The organism is Cellulosimicrobium cellulans (assembly GCF_016921195.1).
Taxonomy (GTDB): Bacteria; Actinomycetota; Actinomycetes; order Actinomycetales; family Cellulomonadaceae; genus Cellulosimicrobium; species Cellulosimicrobium cellulans_F.
Genome location: NZ_JAFGYF010000003.1, coordinates 313,780 through 337,570, shown reverse-complemented (window position 1 = coordinate 337,570; position 23,791 = coordinate 313,780). Strand labels below are relative to the sequence as shown.

The window sequence follows — 23,791 nt, the reverse complement described above, 5'->3', positions numbered from 1 at the left end:
GTTTCCGGCGCGTCACAGCCGACGCGACCTCGGACACGCAGGGGACTCACCGCAAGGGTTCACTGGAAGGACGCCGGTTCGCCGGCACCCTGGCGGAAGCGAGGCCCACGATGCTCCATCTCGTCGACCGGCTCGCCCCGTGGCTCGGCCCGGGGCAGCCCCCGTTCGCCGTCGCGACGGTGGTCGCCGCGTCCGGCTCCGTGCCACGACCGGTCGGCACCGCGATGGCGGTGCGCGCCGACGGCGCCGTGATCGGCAGCCTGTCCGGCGGGTGCGTCGAGGGCGCGGTGCACGCCGCCTCGCTCGACGCGATCGCCTCGGGCACGAGCCACCGTGAGACGTTCGGCTACAGCGACGACGACGCGTTCGCCGTCGGGCTGAGCTGCGGCGGCACCCTCGACGTCCACGTCCAGCCCGTCTTCCCCGGCGACGACGCGGCGCGCGCGCTCGCCGCGGCCGTGACGCGGCCCGACGGCGGTCCGCGCCGGGGTGGCGACGGACCGGAGGAGACGAGGGGCCCGGCCGCGGAGACGGGCCGTGCGGTCGCCCTCGTACGCCGGATCGACGGGTCGCGCCGCACGGCGGCGCTCGTCGACGACCCCGCCACCGCGAGCGAGCGCGTCGTCGCCGCAGCGATCCGCGACCTCGTCGGGCCCGACGCTCTCGACGCGGCGACCGCGCAGGTCGTCGCCGTCCTGCGCGCCGGCGGCACGGCGACCGTCCACGCGGCGCACGGGGCGCCCGGCACGGCGGGGCCCTCGCCGTCGCACCGCGGCCCGGACCGCGTGCCCGCGCACGCGGACGCGTGCGACGAGACCGAGCCCGTCACGCTCCTCGTCGAGACCCGCCTGCCGGCCCCACGGTTCCTCGTGTGCGGGGCGAACGACTTCGCCGGCGCGCTCGTGCGGCACGTGCGCCTGCTCGGGTACCGCGTGACGCTGGTCGACGCACGCGAGGTGTTCGCCGATGCCCGCCGGTTCCCCGAGGCGGAGGTCGTCGTCGAGTGGCCGGACCGGTACCTCGCCGCGGAGGCCGCGGCGGGACGCGTCGATGCCCGGACCGCCGTCGCGGTCCTCACGCACGACGCGAAGTTCGACGTGCCGCTCCTGCGGCTCGCGCTCGACCTGCCGCTCGCGTACGTCGGGGCGATGGGTTCGCGCCGCTCGCACGCGCAGCGTGTCGCCGCCCTGCGCGCGGAGGGCGTGAGCGAGGCCGCGCTCGCGCGGCTCCGCTCGCCCATCGGCCTCGACCTCGGCGCCGTCACGCCCGAGGAGGTCGCCGTCTCGATCACCGCAGAGCTCGTCGCGACCCGGCACGGGCGGGCCGCCGTCGTCCCGTTGAGCGGCACGGACGGGCCGATCCACGCCGACCCGCCGCCCGGTTCGCCCGCCCATCACCCCGCGGCCGCCGCCGCGCCGACCCCCGAGGAGGCCTCCTGATGGACCTGAGCACCGTCACCGACCTCGTCCCGACCGCCGACCCCGCCGACTGGCGCGAGGGCGACGCGTGGCTCGCGGGCGGGACCGTCCTGTTCTCCTACGGCAGCGAGACGCTCCGGCGCCTGCTCGACCTGACGAGCGCGGGGTGGCCCGCGCTGACCGTCACCGACGAGGGCCTCGAGATCGCCGCGACGTGCACCGTCGCCGAGCTGTGGGCGTTCGAGGAGAGCGCGCAGGCCGCGCCCGTGCGCGACCGGTGGCGCGCGCTGGACCTCGTGCGGCCGTGCTGCGACAGCTTCGTCGCGTCGTTCAAGATCTGGAACACGTCGACCGTCGGGGGCAACGTCTGCACGTCCCTGCCGGCCGGGCCGATGATCTCGCTCACCGCGGCGCTCGACGGCGTCGCGGAGGTCTGGGGGCCGGGCGGCACCCGCCGGGAGCAGCCCGTCGTCGACCTCGTCACGGGCGAGCTGCGCAACACGCTCGCGCCCGGGGAGCTCCTGCGCGCGATCCGTCTGCCGGACCACGCGCTGCGCTCGCGCACCGCGTTCCGCCGCCTGTCGCTGTCGAACCTCGGGCGCTCCGGCGTGCTGCTCGTGGGTCGGGTCGACCCGCCCGACGCCGGGGGCGCCTTCGTCCTCACGGTCACCGCCTCGACGCGCCGGCCCGTGCAGCTCCGTTTCGCAGCGGACGTGCTGCCCACCGCCGCCGACCTCGTCGCCACGCTCGACGCCGCGATCCCCGCCGACCTCTACCACGACGACATCCACGGCCTGCCCGAGTGGCGCCGGGACATGACCTACCGCCTCGGCGAGGAGATCCGCTCCGAGCTCCTCACCGAGCTCCTCGACGGTATGACGACGGACGGAGGCCTCCGATGACCACGCTCGACCCCCGCCCGGCACCGCCCGTGACGATCGACGGCCGCGCGGTCCAGGCCGAGCCCCGCGCCGGGCAGTGCCTGCGCACCTACCTGCGCGAGCAGGGCGCGCTCGGCGTCAAGAAGGGGTGCGACGGCGGCGACTGCGGCGCCTGCACCGTCCACGTCGACGGCATCCCGGTGCACTCGTGCGTCTACCCCGCGCGTCGTGCGGCGGGCCACGAGGTGACGACGATCCAGGGGCTCGCGGCGTCGTCGTGCCACGGCAGCGCGGCCGGGGACGATCCCGTGGGCGCGTGCGACCACGACCCCCACGGCCCGCAGGACGCGCTGCACCCGGTGCAGCAGCAGTTCCTCGACGCGCAGGGCTTCCAGTGCGGGTTCTGCACCGCCGGGATGATCATGACCGCCGCGACGTTCGACGACGCGCAGCGCGAGAACCTGCCGCGCAACCTCAAGGGCAACCTGTGCCGCTGCACGGGGTACCGCGCGATCGAGGACGCGGTCCTGGGGCGCGGTGACACGACCGGGACCGCGCCGGGCACGGGCGAGCGTGCGCCGTCGGTCGGCGACCGGGCCTCTACCTCGCTGGACCAGGGCTCTCCCTCGCTGGACCAGGGCTCTCCCTCGGCGGAGCAGGGCTCTGGCGAGGCGGGCCGGGCGTTCGGGCGCGACGTGCCCGCGCCCGCGGGCCGGGGGATCGTCACCGGGACGGTGCGGTACACGCTCGACGTGGACCCGGCCGACTACCCGGGCCTGCTCCACCTCAAGCTCGTGCGGTCGCCGCACGCGCACGCGCGCGTGGTCGCGATCGACACGACGGACGCGCTCGCGGTGCCCGGCGTGCACGCCGTCCTCACGCACGAGGACGCGCCCGCGACGCGGTTCTCGACGGCGCAGCACGAGCTGTTCACCGACGACCCCGACGACACGCGGATCCTCGACGACGTCGTGCGGCACGTGGGCCAGCGCGTCGCCGCCGTCGTCGCGGAGACGGTCGCCGCCGCCGAGGAGGGCGTGCGCCGGGTCCGCGTCGAGTACGAGGTGCTGCCCGCCGTCGTCGACCCGGAGGAAGCGATGGCGCCCGGCGCGCCGCTCGTGCACCCCGAGCTCGACGCCGCCGACGCGCGCGTCTCTCGCCCCGAGGCGAACGTCGTCGCCGAGGTGCACTCCGAGCTCGGCGACGTCGAGCGGGGTCTCGCGGAGGCCGACGTCGTGCACGAGGCGACCTACCGCACCCACCGCGTGCAGCACGCCGCGCTCGAGACGCACTGCGCGATCGCGTCGCTCGACGACGACGGGCGCCTCGTCGTGCGGTCGTCCACGCAGGTCCCGTTCCTCGCGCGCCGCCACCTGGCGCGCGTCCTCGACCTCGACCCGGAGCGCGTGCGCGTGCACTGCGAGCGCGTGGGCGGCGGGTTCGGCGGCAAGCAGGAGGTGCTCACGGAGGACGTCGCGGCGCTCGCCACGCTGCGTCTCGGTCGGCCGGTCCAGCTCGAGCTCACGCGCTCCGAGCAGTTCATCGGCACGACGACGCGCCACCCCTTCCGCATCCGGGTGCGCGCGGGCGCGCGCCGCGACGGGACCCTCACCGCGCTGCACCTCGACGTGCTCAGCAACACGGGGGCGTACGGGAACCACGGCCCGGGCGTCATGTTCCACGGGTGCGGCGAGTCCCTCGCCGTCTACCGGTGCGACAACAAGAAGGTCGACGCCCACTGCGTCTACACGAACACCGTGCCCGCGGGCGCGTTCCGCGGGTACGGGCTGTCGCAGATGATCTTCGCGGTCGAGTCCTCGGTCGACGAGCTCGCGCGGCAGCTCGGGATGGACCCGGTCGAGCTGCGGCGCCGCAACGTCGTGCGCGACGGCGACCCCATGCTCTCCACGCACCCGACGCCCGAGGAGGACGTGCTCTACGGCAGCTACGGGCTCGACCAGTGCCTCGACCTGGCCGCCGACGCGCTCGCGCGCGGCCGCGCGCGCGACGTCGCCGCGTACGGCGCGGGCGCCGGGTCGGGGCCGGACGCGCTGCCGGACCTCGGGCCGGAGTGGGGTGTCGGCGAGGGCACCGCGCTGTCCATGATCGACACGGTGCCCCCGCGTGGTCACTACTCCCACGCGCGCGTGCGGCTGCGGCCGGACGGGGTCGTCGAGGCCGAGGTCGGGACCGCCGAGTTCGGCAACGGCACGACGACCGTGCACGCCCAGCTCGTCGCGAGCGCGCTCGGCCAGGACGCCGCCGACGTCGTCGTGCGGCAGTCCGACACGGACCTCGTGGAGCACGACACCGGCGCGTTCGGGTCCACCGGCACCGTCGTCGCGGGCAAGGCGTCGCTCGCCGCCGCGCAGGACCTCGCCGAGGCGGTGCTCAAGGTCGCGGCCGGCGTCCTGGGCGCCGCACCCGGCGACTGCCGGCTCGTGCCCGGCGGGGTCGACTGCACGGGAGGCGAGCGGACGACGGTGCTGCCGCTCGCCGACGTCGCCCGCGCGGCCGCCGACGCCGGGATCGACCTCGTCGCCGAGGGACGGTGGGGCGGGACCCCGCGCTCCGTCGCGTTCAACGTCCACGGCTTCCGGGTCGCCGTGCACCGGGGGACGGGCGAGATCCGCATCCTCCAGTCCGTCCAGGCCGCCGACGCCGGCGAGGTCGTCAACCCGCGCCAGTGCCGCGGCCAGGTCGAGGGCGGCATCGCGCAGGCCCTCGGCGCCGCGCTGTACGAGAACGTGATCGTCGACGACACCGGGCGCGTGACGACCGACATCTTCCGCCAGTACCACCTGCCCACCTTCGCGGACACCCCGCGCAGCGAGGTCTACTTCGCGCGCACGTCGGACACCGTCGGCCCGATGGGGGCGAAGTCGATGAGCGAAAGCCCGTTCAACCCGGTGGCCCCGGCGCTCGCCAACGCGATCCGCGCGGCGACGGGCGTGCGGTTCACCGAGCTCCCGCTCGCCCGAGACCGTGTGTACGTGGGCATCAAGGCCGCAACCACACGCTGAGGGCATGAGAGGCCGCGCCGATCGGACGCGGCGGTCTCATACGCTCAGCGATCGGCCGGAGGCAGGAGGTCGAGGTCGGCTTCCGTGTCGAGGTCGCGGCCGTCGCCCGGGTGGTCGACGACGTCGACCAGGTCGGCGTGGGCGCGCAGGAAGCCGCGCGCGCCGCGGTCGCCGTGGGCGCTCGCGGCCGCGGGCGCGGCCAGCGCGGCGTCGAGGACGAGCGGGTGGGCCCAGCGCGGGCGATCCGCGCCCGAGGGTGCCGCGGGGCCGACGCCGCCGGTCCAGCGGGACGCGGCCACGCGGCCGGGGCGGTGGGCGGCGAGGAGGCGCGCGACGTCGTCGGGCACGACGCCGGGCTGGTCCACGTGCGCGACGACGACCCGGGCGGGAGCGAGGTCGAGCGCGGCGACGACGCCGACGCGCAGGGACGACGCCATCCCGGTCGCCCAGCCGGGGTTGTCGACGACGCGGACCCTGGGTTCGTCGAGCGCCGTCGCGGCGCGCACGTCGTCCGCGCCCGCGCCGAGGACCACGACGACGGCGTCGCACCCGCCCGCGAGCAGCACCCCCGTCGCGTGCTCGACGAGCGTGCCGCCTCGGTGGGGGAGCAGCGCCTTCGGCCCGCGGCCGAGCCGGGTCCCCGCCCCGGCCGCGAGGAGGACCGCGACGGTGGGCGTCGCGGGCGCGGTCGTCGGCGAGGTCGGCACCCGGCCAGGATAGGTGACCACCGAAGCAGGGTCCCGCACCGGACGGCCGCGTCCGCGGGGAGCGGACCCGGGTTCGGGGGATCGAGCGGGACCCCGCGACCACCAGTCGGTTTTACCGATCCTTGGCGGTTTCATCGTCGGGCCAGGGTGCCGCTATGCTCGGCGCGCCCGGGGGGACCGCGGCGGGCCGCGCGCCGGTACGCCAGGCCGCCCGCGGCCGTCCCGCACGACGAGCGAAGGAGTCCGGATGAGCTTCATGGAGAAGCTGCGCGGCCAGCTGATCGACATCATCGAGTTCCTCGACGAGAGCCGGGACACGATCGTCTGGCGCTTCCCGCGCCAGGGCAACGAGATCAAGAACCAGGCGAAGCTCGTCGTGCGCGAGGGGCAGAGCGCCGTCTTCGTGAGCGAGGGCCGGCTCGCCGACGTGTTCGGTCCGGGCACGTACACGCTCGAGACCAAGAACCTGCCGATCCTGTCGACGATCCAGGGCTGGAAGTACGGGTTCGACTCACCGTTCAAGGCGGAGGTGTACTTCGTCGCGACGCGCCAGCTCACGGACCTCACGTGGGGCACGCAGAACCCGGTGATCCTGCGCGACCCGGAGCTCGGAGCGGTCCGCATCCGCGCGTTCGGGACGTACGCGCTGCAGGTCGTGGACCCGTCGGCGCTGCTGCGCCAGCTCGTGGGGACCGACCCGCAGTTCCGCACGGACGAGATCGGCGACTACTTCCGCCGCCTCGTGGTCGGCCGGCTCGGCCCGGCGCTCGCGGAGGCCGGCGTCGCGGCGATCGACCTCGCCGCGAACCAGCGAGAGATCGCCACGCAGCTCGCGGGCCAGCTCTCGGAGGACCTGTCGGAGTACGGCATCACCGTCCCGCGCTTCGTCCTCGAGAACGTCTCCTTCCCGCCCGAGGTCGAGGCGGCGCTCGACAAGCGCACGCAGATGGCCGTGGTCGGGAACCTCGACCAGTACACGAAGTTCCAGGCGGCGAACGCGATCGAGACCGCCGCCGCGAACCCCGGAGGCGCGGGCGACGGGATGGGGCTCGGCGCCGGCATGGGTCTCGGGGCCGCCATGGGCCAGCGGCTCGCGCAGTCGCTCGGGACGACGGCGGCGCAGCCGGCACCGGCGCCCACCGGACCGCCGCCCCTGCCCGCCGTGGAGTCGCCCTGGTACTGGGCGGTCGGCGGCACGCAGTCCGGGCCCGGCACGACGGCGGACCTCGCCGGCCGGGTCCGGTCCGGCGAGGTGACGCGCGAGTCGCTCGTGTGGCAGCAGGGCATGGCCGCGTGGACCGCCGCGGGCGAGGTCCCCGCGCTCGCGCCGCTGTTCGCGGCGACCCCGCCGCCGCTGCCTCCGACCGGCGCCCCGACCGGTCCGCTGGCGGGCTGACGGTGAGCGACACCCAGGGAGAGCTCGTCCGCACGCGCTGCGACGCGTGCGGGTCGCAGCTCGCGTACGCGCCCGGCACGCAGCACCTGCGCTGCGTCGCGTGCGGCGGGACCGTCGCGATCGTGCACGCGGCCGGGGACGCGGTCGCCGAGCACTCGTTCGACGCGTGGGCCGCGGCGCAGGGCGGGGTGCGCGCCGGGATCGTCGACGCGCGGGTCCTCACGTGCGACGGCTGCGGCGCGACGACGCGGGGGACCGACCTGTCCGTCGCGTGCCGGTTCTGCGGCGGGCACCTCGTTGCGACGGCCGAGACGGACGGTCTGGTGCAGCCGGAGGCGGTGGTGCCGTTCGGCGTGGAGCAGGCGCAGGCGCGCGACGCGTTCCGGCGCTGGGTGCGCTCGCGCTGGTTCGCCCCCGGCGAGCTGAAGAAGGTCGGGGACACCGAGTCGCTGCACGGCTCGTACGTGCCGCACTGGACGTTCGACGCGCGCACGTCGTCGGCGTACTCGGGGCAGCGGGGCGACGCCTACTACGTGACCGTCAAGAACGGGGACGAGGAGACCCGGGAGCGGCGGGTGGCCTGGACCCCCGTGTCGGGACACGTCGCGCGTGACTTCGACGACGTGATCGTCCCCGCGTCGTCGCAGGTGGCCGAGCGCGACCTCGCCCGGCTCGGCCCGTGGCCGCTGTCGCACGCGGTGCCGTTCCGTGCCGAGTACCTCGCGGGGTTCGCGGCGGCCCGGTACGACGTCGAGCCCCCGGCCGGCCTGGACCGCGCCAAGCAGAAGATGGCGTCGGTCATCCGCGACGACGTCGAGCGCGACATCGGGGGCGACGAGCAGCGGGTCGGCGCGATCCGCACGGCCTACGCGGACGTGATGTTCAAGCTCGTGCTGCTCCCGCTGTGGATCGCGACGTACGTGTACGCGGGCAAGCAGTGGCAGGTCATGGTCAACGCCAACACCGGCCAGGTGATCGGGCGGCGCCCCTACAGCGTCGGCAAGATCGTCCTCGCCGTGCTGGCCGGCCTGCTCGTCGTCGCGGCGCTCGTCGTCTGGTACCTGCGCTCGCCGACGTGAACCTCAGGCGTCCCGGCGCTCGTCGTACGCGCGCTGGGACGCCGCGACCTCCGCGACCGAGCCCTCGAGCACGTCGAGGAGCCCTGTCAGGCTGTCGGCGACGCGGCGCCCGAGGTCGGTGAGGGAGTACTCGACGTGCGGCGGGATCGTCGCACGCACCTCGCGCACGACGATGCCGTCGCGCTCCAGGGACTGGAGCGTCTGGGCGAGCATCTTCTCGCTGACCCCGTCGATGCGGCGACGCAGCGCGTTGAAACGGACCGCGCCGTCGCGCAGACCGGCGACCGTGAGCACGCCCCACCTGCCGGTGACCGCCTCGAGGACGTGCCGGGACGTGCAGCCGCGCTGGAAGACGTCGGCCACCATCGCGTCCGTCGGTCCGTGGTCCTCGGTGTCCTCCACGGTGCGAGCGTCGGTCGTCATCGCCCCAGGATACGGCGCCAGCCAGTGCCGCAGCACTGTGACATAGACCGCACTAGCGACTAGTTGGCACTTTCGAAAAGTAAGCGCATGCTGGGACGGCGCGACCGCCCGGTCGTGCCCTCGCGCACCGAAGGAGCCTTCGTATGTCCATCGCCGTCACCGGAGCCAGCGGCCACCTCGGCCGCCTCGTCGTCGAGTCCCTCCTCGCGCACGGGGCGGACCCGTCCGCGGTGGTCGCCGCCGCGCGCACGACGGCGAAGGTCGCCGACCTCGCCGACCGGGGCGTCCAGGTTCGCGAGGCCGACTACGCGCGGCCCCAGACCCTCGCCGTGGCGCTCGCGGACGTCGACGTGCTGGTGCTCGTCTCGGGCTCCGAGGTCGGGCAGCGCGTCGACCAGCACCGCAACGTGGTCGACGCCGCGCGGGCTGCCGGCGTCTCGCGCGTCGTCTACACGAGCGCGCCGCACGCCACGACCTCGGCGCTCGTCCTCGCGCCCGAGCACAAGGCCACGGAGGAGCTCCTGGCGGCGTCGGGCCTGGCGACCACGATCCTGCGCAACAACTGGTACACCGAGAACTACGTCGGCGACGTGCTGGGCGCCCGGGAGTCCGGCGAGATCGTGTCGAGCGTGGGTGACGGCCGCGTCGCGAGCGCGAGCCGCGCCGACTACGCCGAGGCCGCCGCGGTCGTCGCACTCGCCGCGACGGCGGACGCCGCCGCGCACGCAGGCGCCGTGTACGAGCTGAGCGGCGACGTCGCGTGGACGTTCGACGACCTCGCCGCCGCGGCGACAGAGGTGCTGGGCCGCCCCGTCACCTACCGGCGCGTGACCCCCGACGAGCACCGCGCGCTCCTTCTCGGCGCGGGCCTGGACGAGGGCACGGCCGGGTTCGTCGTCGCGCTGGACGGCAACATCCGCGACGGGCTGCTCGCCGAGACGTCGGGAGAGCTCGGGCGTCTGCTGGGCCGACCGACGACGCCGCTCGTCGACGGGCTGCGCGCCGCCGTCGCACAGCGCTGAGAGGTCGCGGTGCGGCCGTCCCGGGGGACCGGGCGGCCGCGCCGCGACGCCCGTCGGCACGGTGTCAGTGGGACGCCTTGACCACCAGCACCGGGACGGGCGAGTCGAGGAGCACGCGCTGCGTCGTGCTTCCGAGGAGGAACTTGCCCACCGGCGAGCGCTTGCGCGCGCCCACGACGACGAGGTCGGGCGCCGTGCGCTCTGCCTCGTCGATGATCGCCTCGGCCGGGTCGAGGTGCTCCGGCCGGTACGTGATCTCGGGGCGTGCGACCTCGGCCGGGAGGGTGTCCAGCAGGTGCGCGAGGGTCGCGGGGACGCCCGCGTCGGCGTCCTGGGGGGTGAGGACGAGGACCGCGAGGGCTGTCGAGCGGTGGACCGCCTCGGCGACCGCCGCACGGAACGCGGTCTCGCCCTGCGGGGAGTCGTTGTACGCCACGAGGACGGTCATCGCGCGGGCCCTTCCGTCATTCCGTCGCTGCCGTTGAACTCTCTCACAGGGCGGCACCCGTCGCCGGTCGACGGGTGCCTGCGGCGACGGGCGCGCCGGACCGTCCGAGCGCGGCGTCGGGCACGGCGAGCGTCGGGGGCAGCAGGGGCGGGACGACGTCGCGCAGGACCGCCTCGATCTCGCGCCGCCGTCGCGCACCGAGGCGCTCGGCCGGCGCCGTGACGCTCACGGCGGCCACGGACTGCCCACCTCGCAGGATCGGGAGGGCGACACAGCTGATGCCCGGCTCGTTCTCCTCGGTCTCCGTCGCGAAGCCGCTCGCCCGCGTCGCGTCGCACGTCGCGCGGAGCGCGGCGGGCGAGACGGGGTGCTCGTCGGGGGCGGCCGCGGCGTACCAGGCGAGCGCGCCGTCGTCGAGCGGCCGGTGGGCGAGCAGCGCGCGCCCGAGCGCCGTCGTGGCCGCGGGGCGGCGCCGGCCCACGGCCGACCAGACCCGGACGGCGCGCGCGGGCTCGACCTTGTCGAGGTAGACGATCTCGGTCCCCGCGAGGGCGCCGAGGTGGACGAGCTCGTCGGTCGCCCGGCACACCGCGACGAGCACCGGGTGCAGGAGCGCCGGCAGGTTCTCCTCCCCGAGGTAGACCGTCGCGAGCGCGGTCGCCGCAGGGCCGAGCCGGTAGTCGCCCGTCGCGGCGTCCTGCTCGGCGTAGCCGCGGTAGCGCAGCGCCGCGAGCGTGCGGTGCAGCGAGGCCTTGTGCAGCCCGAGCGAGCGCGACAGGTCGCCGAGCGCGACCCCCGCGGGGCCGGACCCGGCGAGGGCCTCGAGCACGGTGAGGGCCTTGTCCACGCTCCCCAGCGGGCTGCCGTGCGGACCGGTCGTCGCCTGCGCGTCGCCCTCGGGGATGCCCGACGCCGCCGTCCCGGCTTCCGCCATCGTCGCTCCTTCGCCTAGAGTGCGTTCCGTAGTGAACAACAGATGTTCACCATAGCGAAACGGAGCGAGGATGTCAGCCCACGGACCCCTGGAGGCGATCGCACGCGCCCGCGTCGTGCCGGTCGTCGTCGTCGACGACGCGGAGCAGGGCGTGCTCGTCGCGAGAGCGCTGCGCGACGGCGGTCTTCCCGTCGCGGAGGTCACCTTCCGCACGGCGGGTGCCCGCGCGGCGATCGAGGCGATCGCGCGTGAGGTGCCGGACGTGCTCGTCGGTGCGGGGACCGTCGTCAACGCGGCCCAGGTCGACGAGGCCGTCGAGGCCGGGGCCCGCTTCCTCGTCTCGCCGGGGCTGTCGGCCGCCGTGGTCCGCCGCGCCCAGGAGGTCGGCGTGCCGGTCCTGCCCGGGGTCGCGACGCCGTCCGACGTCATCGCCGCGCTCGACCTCGGCCTCGACGCGGTGAAGCTCTTCCCGGCGAACGTCGTCGGCGGCCCGGCGGCGGTCAAGGCGTTCTCCGCTCCGTTCCCCGGCCTGCGCTTCGTGCCGACCGGCGGCGTGAGCGCCGCCAACCTGCTCGACTACCTCGCGCTGCCGTCCGTCCTGGCCGCGGGCGGCTCGTGGATGGTCGACGCCGCGCTCGTGCGCGCGGGCGACACCGCCGAGATCACCCGTCGGACGCGCGAGGCCGTCGAGCTCGCCGCGACCGGCACCCACCCCGCCGAAGGAGCCTGACCCGTGACCGACACGACCGCGACGCCCACGACCGACCGGCCCCCGCTCGCCGTCCGCCCCGCCGCCGAGAGCGCCTACGACGTCGTCGCCCTCGGCGAGGTCATGCTGCGCCTCGACCCGGGCGAGCGCCGCATCAAGACCGCCCGCAGCTTCGACGCGTGGGAGGGCGGCGGCGAGTACAACGTCGCGCGCGGCCTGCGCCGCGCGTTCGGTCTGCGCGGCGCGGTCGTCACCGCGCTCGCGGACAACGAGGTCGGGCGCCTCGTCGAGGACCTCATGCTCACCGGCGGCCTCGACACGCGCTGGGTGCAGTGGCGCGAGTACGACGGCATCGGGCGCACCGTGCGCAACGGGCTCAACTTCACGGAGCGCGGGTTCGGCGTGCGCGGCGCGGTCGGCGTCTCCGACCGCGGCAACACCGCGATCGCCCAGCTCCGGCCCGAGGACGTCGACTGGGACGACGTGTTCGGCCGCGGCGTGCGCTGGTTCCACACGGGCGGCATCTTCGCCGCGCTGTCCGAGTCGTCCGCCGACGTCGCGGAGGCGGCCATGGCCGCCGCGCGCCGCCACGGGACGGTCGTGTCCTACGACCTCAACTACCGTCCCTCGCTCTGGAAGGGCATCGGCGGCGTCGAGCGTGCGCAGGAGGTCAACCGCCGCCTCGCCCGGTACGTCGACGTGATGATCGGGAACGAGGAGGACTTCACCGCCTCGCTCGGCTTCGAGGTGGAGGGCGTCGACGAGAACCTCACCGACCTCGACACCGGGGCCTTCCGCGCGATGATCGCGCGGGCCGCCGAGGAGTACCCCAACTTCCAGGTCGTCGCGACGACGCTGCGCGGCGTGCGGACCGCGACCGTCAACGACTGGGGCGCCATCGCGTGGTCGCGCGTGCAGGGCTTCGCCGAGGCGACCCACCGCCCCGGGCTGGAGATCCTCGACCGAGTGGGTGGCGGCGACTCGTTCGCGTCGGGTCTCGCGTACGGGCTCATGGAGCTCGGCTCGATCCACGAGGCCGTCGAGTACGGGGCGGCCCACGGCGCGCTCGCGATGACCACTCCCGGCGACACGTCGACGGCGTCGCTCGCCGAGGTCCGCAAGCTCGCCTCGGGCGGCAGCGCGCGCGTGCAGCGCTGACCGGGTCGCCTCCCGCCTCCCGCCGTGCCGGGCCGCACCACGAGGGTTAGTGTGGTCGGGCTGTCGGCGGGAGGCGGGAGGTGCGGCGTGGCTGGTGGGGCCTTCGTGCCCGGGCTGCCACGCCGCGGCGCCGAGGAACCGCCGGACCTGGGACGCGCTCTCGAGCACGCACGCATCCTCCGCGCGGCGGGAGACCCCGGTGGAGCCGCCCAGGTCCTCGACCGGGCCTTCGCCGCCGAGGGCGTGCGGACCCGCAGCGTCGCCGAGCGCGTGCGGTTCCGCGCCCTGGTGCTCCGCGCCGACCTCGCGCTCGCCCTGCACGACGACGCTGCGGCGGAACGCTTCCTCGAAGGGGCCGAGTGGTTCCGGGCCGGGGCCGACTTTCTCCCGCGGGTCGCCGCAGCCCTCGCCGCCCTCGACGACGAGGTCCACCGGGCCGACGAGCTGCGCGACCGGCTCGCGAGCGATCGCCGCACCGGCTGACGCGGCCGGGCGGGAACCGCGCGTGCGGGTGCCGCGTTGGACTCCGCAGTACCCGGTGCGGGCGTCGACCGCGCCCGGCCCGTCCCGCGAGGAGGCAGACATGCTATGCCCCACCGACCAGACCGTGCTCGTCATGACCGAGCGCAAGGGCGTGGAGATCGACTACTGCCCCACGTGCCGCGGCGTGTGGCTCGACCGCGGCGAGCTCGACAAGATCATCGACCGCTCGCTGGAGAGCGAGATCGCCGCCGAGGCGGCCGGTCCGGTCGCCGCTGCGCCCGTCGCTCCGGCCCCCGCGGCCCCGCCCGCCCCGACGTCGTACCCACCGGCACCCGCCGCGGACTACGGCTCGCCCGGGTACGGTGAGCGGCGCGACGAGCGCCGGTATGACGACCGCGACCGCTACCGGGGCGAGCAGTACGGCGACGCCCGGTACCGGGACGAGCGCTACCGCGACGACCGCGACCGCCGCTACGACGGGCGCGACGGCTACGACCCCCGCTACCGCAAGCGGAAGAAGAAGGAGTCGTGGCTCGAGGACCTCTTCGACTTCTGACACGCCCCGTGGTCGGCTGTCCCGCGTGGGCCGAGCCGGAGGAGATCGGCCCGCCCGTCGTGTTCCTCGCGAGCGCGGCGTCGAGCTTCATGACGGGCGCGGTCGTGACGGTCGACGGCGGGTACGCGCTGTTCTGACCGGCCCGCGGTCGGCGCGGCGCGCGGGTCGCGGGCCGGGTTAGGCTCGATCCCCGTGCGCGCAGTCCTGAGCAGGTGGGTCGACCCCTTCGTCGTCACGCTGCTCGTGGTGCTCGTGCTCGGGCTCGTCGTGCCGGTGGGACCGGACGCGCAGCGCGTGGTCGACGCCGCCGCGGACGTCGCGGTCACCGTCCTCTTCCTCGTCTACGGCATGCGCCTGTCCACGCGCGAGGTCTGGGCGGGGCTGCGCAACTGGCGCCTGCAGGGCGGGATCCTCGCCGCGACGTACGTCGTCTTCCCGGCGCTCGGGCTCGTCACGGCGTGGGCGATCGAGCCGCTCGTCGGGGCGCCGCTGGCGGCCGGCATGCTCTACCTGTCCCTGCTCCCGTCGACCGTGCAGTCGTCCGTGGCGTTCACGTCGGTCGCGCGCGGCAACGTCGCGGGAGCGATCTGCGGCGCGACGGTGTCGAACGTCGCGGGCATGGTGATCACCCCGTTGCTCGTGCTGTGGCTCATGACGGGGACCGGCGGGGGAGCCGACGGTCCCACCGGTGGGCTCGGCGGCCTGCGCACCGTGCTGCTCCAGCTGCTGCTGCCGTTCGTCCTGGGACAGCTCCTCCAGCCGTGGGCCGGGGACTGGGTCCGGGCACGGCGCTGGCTCACGCTCGGCGTCGACCGCGGCACGATCCTCGTCGTGGTGTTCGGCGCGGTCGCGGCGGCCTCGTCGGCCGGGGTGTGGTCGAGCGTGTCCGGCTGGTCGATCGTCGCGCTGCTCGTCGTGAGCGCGCTCGTCCTCGCCGTGATGCTCGCGGCCACGTGGTGGGGCGGCGCGGCGCTGGGGCTCTCGACCGAGGACCGGGTCGCGCTGCTCATGTGCGGGTCCAAGAAGTCGCTCGCCACGGGTCTGCCCATGGCGAGCGTGCTGTTCCCGGTCGCCGTCGCGGGCGTCGTCGCCGTCCCGGTGATCGTGTTCCACCAGCTCCAGCTCGTCGTCTGCGCGGTCCTGGCCCGCCGCCTCGCGCTGCGCGACTGACACGCCGAGCATGCGGTCGCGTCCCGGCACGACGCCCGGACGGGCGACCACCGCATGCTCGGCTGGGGCCGCGTGAGTCAGGGGCGGCCGGCGATCTGCTCGCGCACCTGGCGCTTGGCACGCGTGAGCATGCCGTTCATGCCGCCGATGCGCAGCGGGCTCACCGCGCGCGTCAGGCCGATCGACATGGGGAAGTCGTCCGGCACGTCGAGCACCTCCTGCACGGTCAGGCCGGAGAGGCCCTGAGCGAGGATCGAGGCGAACCCGCGCGTCGTCGGCGCCTCGGCGGGAGCGGTCGCGTAGAAGTGGACGACACCGTCGCCGTCGACCTCCGCGAAGGCCCGTACCGGCGACTGGCACTCCTCGATGCGCTCGAGCAGACCGGGCGCGCTCGCGTAGCGCTCCGGAAGGTCGGGCAGCTCGTTCGCGAACTCGAGCAGGAGCTGGAGCCGCTCACGCTCCGGCATCGCGAGGAAGTCGTCGCGGATCTCCGCGAGCGTCGCGGGCAGGTCGGGCGAAGCGTCGGAGGGGGAGCTCATGGTGTCGATCCTTGCATCGGGGGCGTGCGGTCGGGACCTGGTCCCACCGTGCGGAACGCCCGGCGCGCGCGACGTATGCCCGGCGGCGGACGCCGACGGCGCGCGACCCGCCCGCGAGGGGCCGGCCGCGCGCCGTCGGGCGTCAGGACGGGCGGTGGGTCAGTTGAGCGACGCGGGGGCCTCGCCGGGCTCCTCGCCCTTGACGATCGGCACGCGCACGGCGTTGCCCCACTCGGTCCACGAGCCGTCGTAGTTGCGGACCTTGTCGAAGCCGAGCAGGTACGTGAGCGCGAACCACGTGTGGCTCGACCGCTCGCCGATGCGGCAGTACGTGACGACCTCGTCGTCGGTCGCGAGGCCGAGGCCGCCCTCCTGGTAGATCGCCTCGAGCTGCTCGCGCGACTTGTACGTGCCGTCCTCGGCGACCGCGGTCGCCCACGGGACGTTGCGCGCCGTCGGGATGTGGCCGCCGCGCAGCACGCCCTCCTCCGGGTAGTCCGGGATGTGCAGGCGCTCGCCCGTGTACTCCTGCGGGGAGCGGATGTCGACGAGCGGCCCGTTGCCGATGTGCGCGAGGACGTCCTCCTTGAACGCGCGGATCGTCACGTCGTCGCGCTCGACCACGGGGTACTCGACGGCCTCCGGCGCGGGGACGTCGGTCGTGACCTCGCGGCCCTCGGCGATCCACTTGCCGCGGCCGCCGTCGAGCAGGCGCACGTCCTCGTGGCCGAACAGCGTGAAGACCCACGCGGCGTAGGCGGCCCACCAGTTGTTCTTGTCGCCGTAGACGACGATCGTCGTGTCGCGCGCGATGCCCTTGCTGCCGAGGAGCTGGGCGAAGCCCTTGCCGTCGATGTAGTCGCGCGTGTCGGGGTCGTTGAGGTCGGTGTGCCAGTCGATCTTCACCGCACCGGGGATGTGACCGGTCTCGTAGAGCAGCACGTCCTCGTCGGACTCGACGACGACGATGCCCGGCTCCCCGAGGTGCTCGGCGAGCCAGTCCGTGCTCACGAGGCGGTCGGGGTGGGCGTACTGGGTGATCTTCTCGCTGGTGTCGAGGGGTGCGGGCATGGTGTCCTCCGTGCTGCGGGAGCTGGGTGTCCGAGGTGGTGGTCCGTCCGATCGTCAGGCTAGGTCGGCTGTCCGCATCACGGAAGGGTCGTCGCGCATGCTGAGACGGTGTAAACGCGTGCTGCCGACCGGGTGGTCGCCGGTCAGACTGGACTCGTGAGCGTCACCGTGCCCGAACGGGTCCAGCGTGCCGTCGCGCTGCTCGGCCTCCGCGGCGACGAGGCCGTGCTCGAGATCGGGCCGGGCCCCGGGGTGGCCGCGGAGCTGGTCCTCGCGCGGCACCGCGGCGTGCGGTACGTCGCGCTCGACCGGTCCGGTACGGCCGTCGCTCGCACGACGGCGCGCAACCGCGCCGCGGTCGACGACGGCCGCCTCGTCGTGCGGCAGGGCGACGTCGCGGACCCGGACCTCCCGGACGGGCTCACCGGCCCGTTCGACGTCGCGTTCGCGGTGAACGTCAACCTCTTCTGGACCCGAGCCGCGCGCAAGGAGGCGAGCGCGCTGGCGGCGCTGCTCGTCCCGGGCGGGGCGCTCTGGCTGGTCTACGAGACGCCGGGCAGGGACGACGGCCGCGTCGTCGACGGTGTCCGCGCGTCGCTCGCCGTCCCTGGGTGGGGCGCGCCGGCCGTCGTGCGCGACGGCGTGGTGGCCGTCGGCGCACGTCGCACGCCCGACGCGGGATGACCCGGGCGCGGCTCAGCCGAGCAGCTCACGCTCCGCCTCGCCGAGCGCACGGTCCAGGAGGTCGAGCCCGAGGTCGAGCTCCTCCTCGCTCACGGTGAGCGGCGGCGCGATGCGGAACACCCCGCCCATGCCCCGGAGCTGCACGACGTTCATGTGGAGCCCCAGGTCCAGCGCCCGCCGGGTGACCAGGGCGCCGAGCGCGTCGGCGCCCTCCTTCGTCTCGCGGTCGAGCACGAGCTCGATGCCCTGGAGCAGACCCCGCCCGCGCACGTCGCCGATCGTGGGGTGGCGGTCCTGGAGGTCGAGCAGCCCGGCACGCAGGCGGCCGCCGAGCACGCGCACCCGGGCGTCCATCCGCTCGGACTCGAGCACGTCGAGGACGGTGTTGCCGACCGCCGCGACGAGCGGGTCGGAGACGTGCGTCGTGAAGAACAGGAAGCCGCGCTCGTGCGCGCGCTCCTCGATCTGGGCGCTCGTGACGACGGCCGCGAGCGGCAGGCCGGCGCCGAGCGTCTTGGAGATCGTGAGGATGTCGGGGACCACCGGCTCCTCGCCGTCGCGACCCTCGAACGCGTACCAGGACCCGGTCCGGCACAGCGCCGTCTGCGCCTCGTCGAGGACGAGGAGCATCCCGCGCTCGTGGCACCTGTCGCGCAGCGCCGCGAGGTAGCCGGGCGGCAGCTCGACGATCCCGCCCGAGCTGAGGATCGGCTCGACGATGCACGCCGCGAGGCTCCCCGTCGACTGCACGTCGACGAGGTCGAACGCGAGGTCGAGCTGGCGCCGCCAGTCGTGCGCGCCGTCGGGCGTGAGGTGGTCGGGGCGGTACGCGTTCGGCACCGGAATGACGAGGTTGCCGGGCGCCGTCGGACCGTACCCGCGGCGACCGGCGCTGTACGTCGCGGCTGCCGCGGCGTGCGTCATGCCGTGCCACGACCCGGCGAGCGAGACGATCTCGTGTCGCCCCGTGACGAGCTTCGCCATCCGGATCGCCGCCTCGTTGGACTCGGCGCCCGTGGTGAGGAGCAGGACCTTCTCGAGCGGGTCGGGCAGCGTGCCCGCGAGGCGGCGCGCGAGGTCGACGACTGGGCGCGAGAGCATCCCGGAGAAGAGGTGGTCGAGCGTCCCGACCTGGTTCCGCACCGTCTCGACGATCGCCGGGTGGCTGTGCCCGAGGATCGCGCTCATCTGCCCCGACGTGAAGTCGAGGACCCGGCGTCCGTCGGCCGTCGTGACGAAGCTGCCCGACGCGCTCTCGACGATCTCCGGCGTGAACGGCCCGCCGTACCGCACGAGGTGGCGGTCGGCGTCGGCCCAGAACGTCGCGGCATCGTCCGCCGCGACGCGGGCCGGGACGGGGTCGACGCCGGGCGACGGCGTGAGGGCTGGGGAGGGCACGGTCATGGATCGAGCGTAGGGACGGACCGTTGTGCGCGTACAGCGCGAACTCTCGTACAGTCTGTACGGAGAACCCGCACAGCCGGGTGCAGATCGGAGGTCGCGTGCTCAACGCCGCCCGGCTCCAGATCCTCGCGCGGCTCGAGAGCCTGGGCACCGTGCGCGCCGTGGGCGCGTCCCTGCACCTGAGCCCGTCCGCGGTCTCCGCGCAGCTCGCGGCGCTCGAGGCCGAGACCGGCGCGCGCCTCGTCGAACGGACCGGGCGGCGCGTGCGTCTCACGCCCGCGGGGCGCACGCTCGCCCGGCACGCGCGCGTGATCCTCGACCAGATGGCGCTCGCCGAGGCGGAGCTCGCCCACCCCGACGGGCAGCCCGCCGGAGTCGTGCGGGTCGCCGCGTTCTCGAGCGCGGTGCGGGCGCTCGTCATCCCCCTCGCGATGCGGCTCGCCGTCGACCACCCGCGCGTCGAGGTCGAGGTGGTCGAGCTCGATCCGCGCGACAGCGGCCCGGCCCTGCGGCGCGCGGACGTCGACGTCGCGGTGACCGCCGACCTGCTCGACGGCGCCCGGCTCGCCGGTCCGGACGTCGCGACCGTCCCGCTGCTCGAGGACCCGGTCGTGCTCGTCGCACCGGCGGGTGCCTCGGCGGGGACGGAAGCGGGGGAGGGGCCGGTCGACCTCGCCGGTCTCGCCGACGCGCGGTGGGCCGCCGACCTGCCCGGCCGGTACCTGTCGACGCTGGTCGAGAGCGCGTGCCGCGACGCCGGGTTTGAACCCCGGGTCGTCGCGCGGCTCCCCAGCTACGAGCTGCTCCTCGCGCACGTCGAGGCGGGACTGTCCGTCGCGCTGCTTCCGGGTCTCGCCGTCGACCCGCGCTACGCCGTCGTCGCCCGGCCCCTGCGCGTGCCCCGCACCCGGCCGGTGTACGCCGCCGTGCGCCGCGGCGCCCCGCCCACCGCGGCGACCGGCGTCGTCCTCGCCGGGCTCCGTCGCGTCGCGCGCGAGACCACGCTCGGGGACCGGAGCGTCCGGACGCCCGGTGACCGCGCCGGGGACCGCTGACGACCCGGTGCCGCGGCGCGGCACCTACACTGGCCCCAGCACCGCACGACGACGTCGGAGGTCCCGTGCCGCGCACTCTCGCACCGCCGCTGCGCTCGGACGCGCACCCGCGCCGCACCGACGCGCGCCGCGACGCCCGTTCGGTCCGCGCGGCCTACCGGTCCTTCCTCGTCGACGGCGTGCTCCCGCCCGGCATCCACCCCGTGGTGGCCGACTCGTGGCGGCGTTCCGTCCACAGCGGCGTCGACCCCGAGGGCCCGCGCACGGAGTCCGCGCTCGCCCACGACGACCTCGTCGCCTACCGCCAGGCCCACCCGCTCGCGAGCGTCATGCCGGTCGTGCGCGAGCTCGTCGTCGACGCCGCCGCCGACGACGGGCTGGCCGTCGCCGTGTCGGACGACGCGGGCCGGCTCCTATGGGTCGAGGGCAGCCGCGCGCTGCGCGACGCCGTCGAGCGGGTGGGGTTCGTCGAGGGATCGGTCTGGCGCGAGGAGCGCGTCGGGACCAACGCCCCCGGGACCGCGCTCGCCGCGCGCCGCGCCGTGCAGGTCCTCGGCGCGGAGCACTTCTCCCGGCCCGTGCAGGCGTTCAGCTGCACCGCCGTCCCCATCCACGAGCCGGGGACCGGCCGGGTCCTCGGCGTCCTCGACGTCACCGGCCGGCAGTCGGCCGCCTCGGGAGTCGTGCTCTCGCTCGTGCGTGCGACGGTGCTGAGCCTCGAGCGCGAGCTGGCCGAGCGCGCGGCCGCCCTGGCGACCGCGACCGACGGCGCGGGAACGCTCCCCGTGCCACCGCCCGACGGCGGGCCCGAGCTGTTCGTGCTCGGCACCACGCCCGTGCTCCGCGCACCGGACGGCCTCGAGCACCGTCTCTCGCTGCGGCACGCCGAGATCCTCGCGCTCCTCGCCGCACACCCGCGTGGCCTCTCCGCCGACGAGCTGGCCGTCCTCCTGCACCCCGGCGCGCTCTCGGACGTCACCGTGCGCGCGGAGGTCTCGCGCCTGCGTCGCGTCGCCGGGACGCTCCTCGCCGGGTCCCGCCCGTACCGCCTCGCGCGCCCCCTGCGAACCGACGCCGACGTCGTGCGCGACCGGCTCGCCGTCGGCGACGTCCGGGGGGCGGTCGCGGCGTACCGCGCGCCGCTCCTCCCGCGCTCCGGCGCGCCCGCCGTCGAACAGCTGCGTGGCGAGCTCGCCGCCGAGCTCCGCGCGGCGGTCGTGTCGGCGGGCGACGCCGACGCCCTCGACGCGTGGACCCGCACCGACGACGGCGCCGAGGACCACGCCGCGTGGACGCGCCTCCAGCGCGTCGCCGACCACGGCAGCCCGCTGTGGGTCCGTGCCCGCGCGCACCTCGACCTGCTCGACGACGAGCTCGGTTGACCGCCACCTCCGCTGCAACGGTCCTGCAACCCTCGGGTGCCTAGCGTCGTGCCACGGCGCGACGAGGCGCCGTGCCGCGCACCGCCGTCGGGCACTCCCCGCCCGGAGGTGACCTCCCAGGAGCGCGGCGAGCCAGCACTGCGAGGAGGCAGACGATGACGGTCTACGCAGCCCCCGGCACGGACGGGGCCATCGCCGAGTACAAGACCCGGTACGACCACTGGATCGGCGGCGAGTACGTCGCGCCGGTGAGCGGGCAGTACTTCGAGAACCCCAGCCCCGTCACGGGCCGCACGTTCACCGAGGTCGCGCGCGGCACCGCCGACGACATCGAGCGCGCGCTCGACGCCGCGCACGGCGCCGCCCGGTCGTGGGGTCGCACGAGCGCGACCGAGCGCGCCAACATCCTCAACAAGATCGCCGACCGCATGGAGGAGAACCTCGAGCGGATCGCCGTCGCCGAGTCGTGGGAGAACGGCAAGCCCGTCCGCGAGACGCTCGCCGCCGACATCCCGCTCGCGATCGACCACTTCCGCTACTTCGCGGGCGCGATCCGCGCGCAGGAAGGCTCGATCTCCGAGATCGACGAGGACACCATCGCGTACCACTTCCACGAGCCGCTCGGCGTCGTCGGGCAGATCATCCCGTGGAACTTCCCCATCCTCATGGCCGTGTGGAAGCTCGCCCCGGCGCTCGCGGCAGGCAACTGCGTCGTGCTCAAGCCCGCCGAGCAGACGCCCGCGTCGATCCTCTTCCTCATGGACATCGTCGGGGACCTGCTGCCGCCCGGGGTGGTGAACGTCGTCAACGGGTTCGGCGTCGAGGCCGGCAAGCCGCTCGCGTCCAGCCCGCGCATCCGGAAGATCGCGTTCACGGGCGAGACGACGACGGGCCGCCTGATCATGCAGTACGCGAGCCAGAACATCATCCCGGTAACGCTCGAGCTCGGCGGCAAGTCGCCGAACATCTTCTTCTCCGACGTCGCCGACGCGCGCGACGACTTCTACGACAAGGCCCTGGAGGGGTTCACGATGTTCGCCCTCAACCAGGGCGAGGTGTGCACGTGCCCGTCGCGGGCCCTCGTCCAGTCGTCGATCTACGACACGTTCCTCGGCGACGCGATCGAGCGGACGAAGGCGGTGCAGCAGGGCAACCCGCTCGACACCGAGACGATGATCGGCGCCCAGGCGTCGAACGACCAGCTGGAGAAGATCCTGTCGTACATCGAGATCGGCAAGGCCGAGGGCGCGAAGATCCTCACGGGCGGGTCGCGCGCCGAGCTCGGCGGCGACCTCGCGGGCGGGTACTACGTGACGCCCACCATCTTCGAGGGCAAGAACTCGATGCGGATCTTCCAGGAGGAGATCTTCGGGCCCGTCGTCGCCGTCACCGACTTCTCCGACTTCGACGACGCCATGACGATCGCCAACGACACCCTCTACGGGCTCGGGGCCGGCGTCTGGTCGCGGTCGGGCAACACCGCCTACCGCGCGGGCCGCACCATCGAGGCCGGGCGTGTCTGGACGAACTGCTACCACGCCTACCCCGCCGCGGCGGCGTTCGGCGGCTACAAGGGCTCCGGCGTCGGGCGCGAGAACCACAAGATGATGCTCGACCACTACCAGCAGACGAAGAACCTCCTCGTCTCCTACTCGGCCCAAAAGCTGGGCTTCTTCTAGACCCCCGCCCGCCGAGCATGCGGTTGTCGACCGTCCAGGAGTGCGGACGGGGCACAACCGCATGCTCGGCGGCAGCAAGCGCATGCTCGGCCCACCCCAGGAGGTTTCGTGACCGACGACGTCTCCTCGCCCGAACCGACGAGCGCGGCTCCGGTGCGGGTCGCGCTCACCGACGACGCCGCGGCGCTGCTCGCGCGGTTGCGCCCGGTCCACGGCGAGCTCATGTTCCACCAGTCCGGCGGGTGCTGCGACGGGTCGTCGCCCATGTGCTACCCGCAGGGCGACTTCCTGCTCGGCGACGCGGACGTCCACCTGGGCGACCTGGTCGTCCCCGGCGGCGACGCGGGCGAGCCCGGCGGCGCGCGGGCGTTCACCGTGCCTGTGTGGATGAGCCGGGCGCAGTTCGAGTACTGGAAGCACACGCACCTGACGATCGACGTCGTGCCCGGCCGCGGCGCGGGGTTCAGCGTCGAGGCTCCCGAGGGCGTGCGGTTCATCATCCGCTCGCGCCTGCTCACCGACGACGAGTGGGCCGCGCTCGACGTGTCCTAGGCTGGGGTCACGGCCGTC

At 74.8% G+C, this 23,791-nt stretch carries 24 protein-coding genes; 17 read left to right on the top strand and 7 right to left on the bottom strand.

Annotated elements, in window-relative coordinates; genetic code table 11:
- The first annotated feature begins 110 nt into the window (after positions 1 to 110).
- From JN535_RS09610 to JN535_RS09600, 3 genes are read left to right on the top strand one after another with little or no spacing between them, the layout of a single operon-like run.
- Positions 111 to 1,439, top strand: coding sequence for an XdhC family protein (locus tag JN535_RS09610; protein WP_205205310.1), 1,329 nt, complete (start codon positions 111 to 113; stop codon positions 1,437 to 1,439).
- Complete coding sequence (locus tag JN535_RS09605) at positions 1,439 to 2,320, top strand: FAD binding domain-containing protein (protein ID WP_205205309.1); 882 nt, start codon at positions 1,439 to 1,441, stop codon at positions 2,318 to 2,320. The genes JN535_RS09610 and JN535_RS09605 overlap by 1 nt, the downstream gene beginning before the upstream one ends.
- Positions 2,317 to 5,322 carry a molybdopterin-dependent oxidoreductase gene (locus JN535_RS09600; protein ID WP_205205308.1) on the top strand — a complete coding sequence of 1,002 codons (3,006 nt, stop codon included), beginning with the start codon at positions 2,317 to 2,319 and terminating at the stop codon, positions 5,320 to 5,322. The genes JN535_RS09605 and JN535_RS09600 overlap by 4 nt, the downstream gene beginning before the upstream one ends.
- 44 nt (positions 5,323 to 5,366) lie before the next feature.
- On the opposite strand, the gene JN535_RS09595 is transcribed toward JN535_RS09600, so the two are convergent.
- Positions 5,367 to 6,029 (bottom strand): nucleotidyltransferase family protein, encoded by a 663-nt coding sequence (locus JN535_RS09595; RefSeq protein WP_307868502.1) that lies wholly within the window; start codon positions 6,027 to 6,029, stop codon positions 5,367 to 5,369.
- Between the two features lie 247 nt (positions 6,030 to 6,276).
- Here JN535_RS09595 and JN535_RS09590 point away from each other — a divergent pair, with 247 nt between their 5' ends.
- Positions 6,277 to 7,425 carry an SPFH domain-containing protein gene (locus JN535_RS09590; protein WP_205205306.1) on the top strand — a complete coding sequence of 383 codons (1,149 nt, stop codon included), beginning with the start codon at positions 6,277 to 6,279 and terminating at the stop codon, positions 7,423 to 7,425.
- Between the two features lie 2 nt (positions 7,426 to 7,427).
- Positions 7,428 to 8,504: a hypothetical protein gene (locus JN535_RS09585; RefSeq protein WP_205205305.1), complete on the top strand. Its 1,077-nt coding sequence runs from the start codon at positions 7,428 to 7,430 to the stop codon at positions 8,502 to 8,504.
- A gap of 3 nt (positions 8,505 to 8,507) precedes the next feature.
- On the opposite strand, the gene JN535_RS09580 is transcribed toward JN535_RS09585, so the two are convergent.
- Entirely contained in the window at positions 8,508 to 8,927 is a 420-nt protein-coding gene (locus tag JN535_RS09580) for a winged helix-turn-helix transcriptional regulator (RefSeq protein ID WP_205205304.1), read from the bottom strand.
- Positions 8,928 to 9,070: 143 nt separating this feature from the next.
- Here JN535_RS09580 and JN535_RS09575 point away from each other — a divergent pair, with 143 nt between their 5' ends.
- Entirely contained in the window at positions 9,071 to 9,949 is an 879-nt protein-coding gene (locus JN535_RS09575) for an SDR family oxidoreductase (RefSeq protein ID WP_205205303.1), read from the top strand.
- A 64-nt stretch (positions 9,950 to 10,013) separates the two neighbouring features.
- Here the strand turns inward: JN535_RS09575 and JN535_RS09570 are convergent, their stop codons facing one another.
- The gene (locus JN535_RS09570) at positions 10,014 to 10,397 is read right to left on the bottom strand and encodes a universal stress protein (protein WP_205205302.1); all 384 of its coding nucleotides are present in this window, start codon (positions 10,395 to 10,397) and stop codon (positions 10,014 to 10,016) included.
- A 43-nt stretch (positions 10,398 to 10,440) separates the two neighbouring features.
- Entirely contained in the window at positions 10,441 to 11,331 is an 891-nt protein-coding gene (locus tag JN535_RS09565; RefSeq protein WP_205205301.1) for an IclR family transcriptional regulator, read from the bottom strand.
- A 70-nt stretch (positions 11,332 to 11,401) separates the two neighbouring features.
- Between JN535_RS09565 and eda the strand changes: the two genes are divergently transcribed.
- From eda to JN535_RS09535, 6 genes are all read left to right on the top strand, one after another.
- Positions 11,402 to 12,061 carry a bifunctional 4-hydroxy-2-oxoglutarate aldolase/2-dehydro-3-deoxy-phosphogluconate aldolase gene (eda, locus tag JN535_RS09560; protein ID WP_205205300.1) on the top strand — a complete coding sequence of 220 codons (660 nt, stop codon included), beginning with the start codon at positions 11,402 to 11,404 and terminating at the stop codon, positions 12,059 to 12,061.
- A gap of 3 nt (positions 12,062 to 12,064) precedes the next feature.
- Positions 12,065 to 13,198 (top strand): sugar kinase, encoded by a 1,134-nt coding sequence (locus tag JN535_RS09555; protein ID WP_205205299.1) that lies wholly within the window; start codon positions 12,065 to 12,067, stop codon positions 13,196 to 13,198.
- Between the two features lie 87 nt (positions 13,199 to 13,285).
- Positions 13,286 to 13,681 carry a hypothetical protein gene (locus JN535_RS09550; RefSeq protein ID WP_205205298.1) on the top strand — a complete coding sequence of 132 codons (396 nt, stop codon included), beginning with the start codon at positions 13,286 to 13,288 and terminating at the stop codon, positions 13,679 to 13,681.
- Positions 13,682 to 13,781: 100 nt separating this feature from the next.
- A complete protein-coding gene (locus JN535_RS09545) occupies positions 13,782 to 14,237 on the top strand; it encodes a TFIIB-type zinc ribbon-containing protein (protein ID WP_205205297.1) in 456 nt (151 codons plus the stop codon).
- An 8-nt stretch (positions 14,238 to 14,245) separates the two neighbouring features.
- The gene (locus JN535_RS20735) at positions 14,246 to 14,374 is read left to right on the top strand and encodes an SDR family oxidoreductase (protein WP_307868500.1); all 129 of its coding nucleotides are present in this window, start codon (positions 14,246 to 14,248) and stop codon (positions 14,372 to 14,374) included.
- Positions 14,375 to 14,429: 55 nt separating this feature from the next.
- Positions 14,430 to 15,407: a bile acid:sodium symporter family protein gene (locus JN535_RS09535; RefSeq protein ID WP_205205295.1), complete on the top strand. Its 978-nt coding sequence runs from the start codon at positions 14,430 to 14,432 to the stop codon at positions 15,405 to 15,407.
- Between the two features lie 77 nt (positions 15,408 to 15,484).
- Here JN535_RS09535 and JN535_RS09530 read toward each other — a convergent pair whose 3' ends face one another.
- Both JN535_RS09530 and JN535_RS09525 read right to left on the bottom strand, forming a co-directional pair.
- Positions 15,485 to 15,946, bottom strand: a complete 462-nt coding sequence (locus JN535_RS09530) for a SufE family protein (protein ID WP_205205294.1) — start codon at positions 15,944 to 15,946, stop codon at positions 15,485 to 15,487.
- Positions 15,947 to 16,105: 159 nt separating this feature from the next.
- The gene (locus tag JN535_RS09525; RefSeq protein ID WP_205205293.1) at positions 16,106 to 17,017 is read right to left on the bottom strand and encodes a sulfurtransferase; all 912 of its coding nucleotides are present in this window, start codon (positions 17,015 to 17,017) and stop codon (positions 16,106 to 16,108) included.
- Between the two features lie 156 nt (positions 17,018 to 17,173).
- On the opposite strand from JN535_RS09525, the gene JN535_RS09520 reads away from it, so the two are divergent.
- Positions 17,174 to 17,701 (top strand): class I SAM-dependent methyltransferase, encoded by a 528-nt coding sequence (locus tag JN535_RS09520; protein WP_205205292.1) that lies wholly within the window; start codon positions 17,174 to 17,176, stop codon positions 17,699 to 17,701.
- A gap of 12 nt (positions 17,702 to 17,713) precedes the next feature.
- On the opposite strand, the gene JN535_RS09515 is transcribed toward JN535_RS09520, so the two are convergent.
- On the bottom strand, positions 17,714 to 19,105 hold the full coding sequence (locus tag JN535_RS09515; protein ID WP_205205291.1) for an aspartate aminotransferase family protein: 1,392 nt from the start codon (positions 19,103 to 19,105) through the stop codon (positions 17,714 to 17,716).
- Between the two features lie 98 nt (positions 19,106 to 19,203).
- Here JN535_RS09515 and JN535_RS09510 point away from each other — a divergent pair, with 98 nt between their 5' ends.
- The 4 genes from JN535_RS09510 to JN535_RS09495 all read left to right on the top strand — a co-directional run bounded on the left by JN535_RS09510 (position 19,204) and on the right by JN535_RS09495 (position 23,773).
- The gene (locus JN535_RS09510) at positions 19,204 to 20,160 is read left to right on the top strand and encodes a LysR family transcriptional regulator (RefSeq protein WP_205205290.1); all 957 of its coding nucleotides are present in this window, start codon (positions 19,204 to 19,206) and stop codon (positions 20,158 to 20,160) included.
- A gap of 65 nt (positions 20,161 to 20,225) precedes the next feature.
- The gene (locus tag JN535_RS09505) at positions 20,226 to 21,542 is read left to right on the top strand and encodes a GAF domain-containing protein (protein ID WP_307868499.1); all 1,317 of its coding nucleotides are present in this window, start codon (positions 20,226 to 20,228) and stop codon (positions 21,540 to 21,542) included.
- 155 nt (positions 21,543 to 21,697) lie between these two features.
- Positions 21,698 to 23,221: an acetaldehyde dehydrogenase ExaC gene (gene exaC, locus JN535_RS09500; RefSeq protein ID WP_205205289.1), complete on the top strand. Its 1,524-nt coding sequence runs from the start codon at positions 21,698 to 21,700 to the stop codon at positions 23,219 to 23,221.
- A 108-nt stretch (positions 23,222 to 23,329) separates the two neighbouring features.
- Positions 23,330 to 23,773: a DUF779 domain-containing protein gene (locus JN535_RS09495; RefSeq protein WP_307868497.1), complete on the top strand. Its 444-nt coding sequence runs from the start codon at positions 23,330 to 23,332 to the stop codon at positions 23,771 to 23,773.
- The last annotated feature ends 18 nt before the right edge of the window (positions 23,774 to 23,791 follow it).

Excerpts from the sequence above, each read along its gene's own strand:
- JN535_RS09515 (WP_205205291.1), bottom strand. The coding sequence starts at position 19,105 with ATGACCGTGCCCTCCCCAGCCCTCACGCCGTCGCCCGGCGTCGACCCC.
- JN535_RS09565 (WP_205205301.1), bottom strand. The coding sequence starts at position 11,331 with ATGGCGGAAGCCGGGACGGCGGCGTCGGGCATCCCCGAGGGCGACGCG.
- JN535_RS09570 (WP_205205302.1), bottom strand. The coding sequence starts at position 10,397 with ATGACCGTCCTCGTGGCGTACAACGACTCCCCGCAGGGCGAGACCGCG.
- JN535_RS09610 (WP_205205310.1), top strand. The coding sequence starts at position 111 with ATGCTCCATCTCGTCGACCGGCTCGCCCCGTGGCTCGGCCCGGGGCAG.
- exaC (WP_205205289.1), top strand. The coding sequence starts at position 21,698 with ATGACGGTCTACGCAGCCCCCGGCACGGACGGGGCCATCGCCGAGTAC.
- JN535_RS09545 (WP_205205297.1), top strand. The coding sequence starts at position 13,782 with ATGCTATGCCCCACCGACCAGACCGTGCTCGTCATGACCGAGCGCAAG.
- JN535_RS09580 (WP_205205304.1), bottom strand. The coding sequence starts at position 8,927 with ATGACGACCGACGCTCGCACCGTGGAGGACACCGAGGACCACGGACCG.
- JN535_RS09525 (WP_205205293.1), bottom strand. The coding sequence starts at position 17,017 with ATGCCCGCACCCCTCGACACCAGCGAGAAGATCACCCAGTACGCCCAC.
- JN535_RS09590 (WP_205205306.1), top strand. The coding sequence starts at position 6,277 with ATGAGCTTCATGGAGAAGCTGCGCGGCCAGCTGATCGACATCATCGAG.
- JN535_RS09575 (WP_205205303.1), top strand. The coding sequence starts at position 9,071 with ATGTCCATCGCCGTCACCGGAGCCAGCGGCCACCTCGGCCGCCTCGTC.
- JN535_RS09605 (WP_205205309.1), top strand. The coding sequence starts at position 1,439 with ATGGACCTGAGCACCGTCACCGACCTCGTCCCGACCGCCGACCCCGCC.
- JN535_RS09530 (WP_205205294.1), bottom strand. The coding sequence starts at position 15,946 with ATGAGCTCCCCCTCCGACGCTTCGCCCGACCTGCCCGCGACGCTCGCG.
- JN535_RS09600 (WP_205205308.1), top strand. The coding sequence starts at position 2,317 with ATGACCACGCTCGACCCCCGCCCGGCACCGCCCGTGACGATCGACGGC.
- eda (WP_205205300.1), top strand. The coding sequence starts at position 11,402 with ATGTCAGCCCACGGACCCCTGGAGGCGATCGCACGCGCCCGCGTCGTG.